At 75.8% G+C, this 1,627-nt stretch carries 1 protein-coding gene and 1 pseudogene; one reads left to right on the plus strand and one right to left on the minus strand.

What is annotated here, in order from left to right:
• On the minus strand, window positions 1–535 hold a 535-nt coding region (locus AC2CJA_RS26545; protein ID WP_484605196.1), incomplete at its 3' end, for a cell division protein PerM.
• Window positions 536–743: 208 nt separating this feature from the next.
• Here AC2CJA_RS26545 and AC2CJA_RS26550 point away from each other — a divergent pair.
• Window positions 744–1,627, plus strand: a pseudogene (locus AC2CJA_RS26550) (DNA-directed RNA polymerase sigma-70 factor); the annotation flags it as partial.

The following is a 1,627-nucleotide window of genomic DNA, read 5'->3' on the forward strand; positions in this document are numbered from 1 at the left end:
TGGGATGGGTTTTTTGTATAAGAGACAGACCCAGGCCCGTCCACACCCCGGCGGCCGCGGCGGCGGCCACCACGACGGGCAGGCGGAGCGCGGCGGCCGGCGGATCGACCCGGATGGGGCCGGAGGCCGCGTAGACGGTGACGGACGCCGCGACCAGCAGGTATCCGGCGACGATCCAGCCCGTGGCACGCCATGCCGCGCCCGCGTCCGCCCCGCCGGAACCCGGTCCGCGGACCGCGCCGCGGGCCGTGCGGTGGAGCAGCCACACCGGCACGGCGCACGGCAGCAGGGGTACCAGCCCGATCGGGGCGGGAGAACCGCTGAGGGTTTCGGTGCGGACGAGAGGGGCACCGTGTGCCACCAGCCAGAGATCGGCGGCGATGCGCAGCGCGCCGTCGGGGCCGTCGTCGGGGTGGGGCGAGGTGATCCACAGCAGCATGACGAGGACTGCGATTCCGCCCAGGCCCAGGCCCGCGGCCATCGCACCGTCGAGAAGACGGTCCCGGGGGGTGGCCGGAGCATGGCGGGCGGGCACGGGGGCATGCGGGGGCGGTGGGGAGGGCGATGTTTCGCGGCGGGTCGTGGGACGCACGCCGCCATGCTGCCAACAACGCCCGGTTCATTCGGGGAGCGGGGAAAGAACCGATGTGTCGCACACGGTGCGCTATGAAATTTTTTCATACAGTGCGGCGGTATGGCGTCCATACCGCCGCAATCATGACGACCCGTAGGGGGCGGCCAGCATGACCGAGACACTCTCCACCCCCGCACCCGCGAAGGACGCGGTCCCGGACAGCGCCGAGCGCGAGGAGTCCGGCTCCGGGCCGCCGCCCGGGCTCGCCGAGGCCGCGGACACCCCCCGTCCGGAGGCGGCTGACGGACCGGCCGAGGCGTTCGACCGGCTGTACGCGCGTCTGGCCCGGCCACTGCTGCGCCAGACATATCTGCTCACCGGCGACCGGGCCCTGGCGGTACAGGCCGTGCGCCAGGCCTTCCGGCAGGCGTGGGAGCGGTGGCCCGAGGTCGCCGTGGACCGGGACCCGGCCGGCTGGGTGCGGACGGCCGCGTACGACCACGCGCTCTCGCCCTGGCACCGGCTGGATCCCCGCCGCCGCGCGGCCCGGAGGCGCGGGCCGGGGGCTTCGGCGGGCGGGAGCGGACCGGGCGAGGACGGACCGGAGGAGAGCGGCGGGAGGCTGCCGCCCGAGGCACTGCTGGACCTGCCCCCCTCCTACCGCCGCACGCTGCTCCTGCACGACGGCCTCGGGCTGGGCCTGGCGGAGACGGCCGCCGAGAGCGAGGCCGGCACCGCCGCCACGGCCGCACGGCTGATGCACGCGCGCGAGGCGCTGGCCGAGTACGTGCCTGTGCTGTGCCGTGTCGCACCCGACCGGCGCAGGGAGATCATCCGCTCGATGCTGGAGGAGATGGCCGGCTCCGAGGCGCTGCCCGGACTCCCGTCCGCCCGCACCGCGCGCGAAGGCAGCGAGCGGACGGTCCGGCTGCGGACGGGCGCCTCGCTCGGGGCGACGGCGCTGCTGGCCGCGGCGGCGCTGCTGGCGTCCCTGACCGGACCGCAGGCGCACGACTCCGCGCGGCGGGCGCCGCAGAAGGCCGGGACCCCGGC

The sequence above is a fragment of the Streptomyces sp. ATLC9 genome (genome assembly GCF_057196705.1).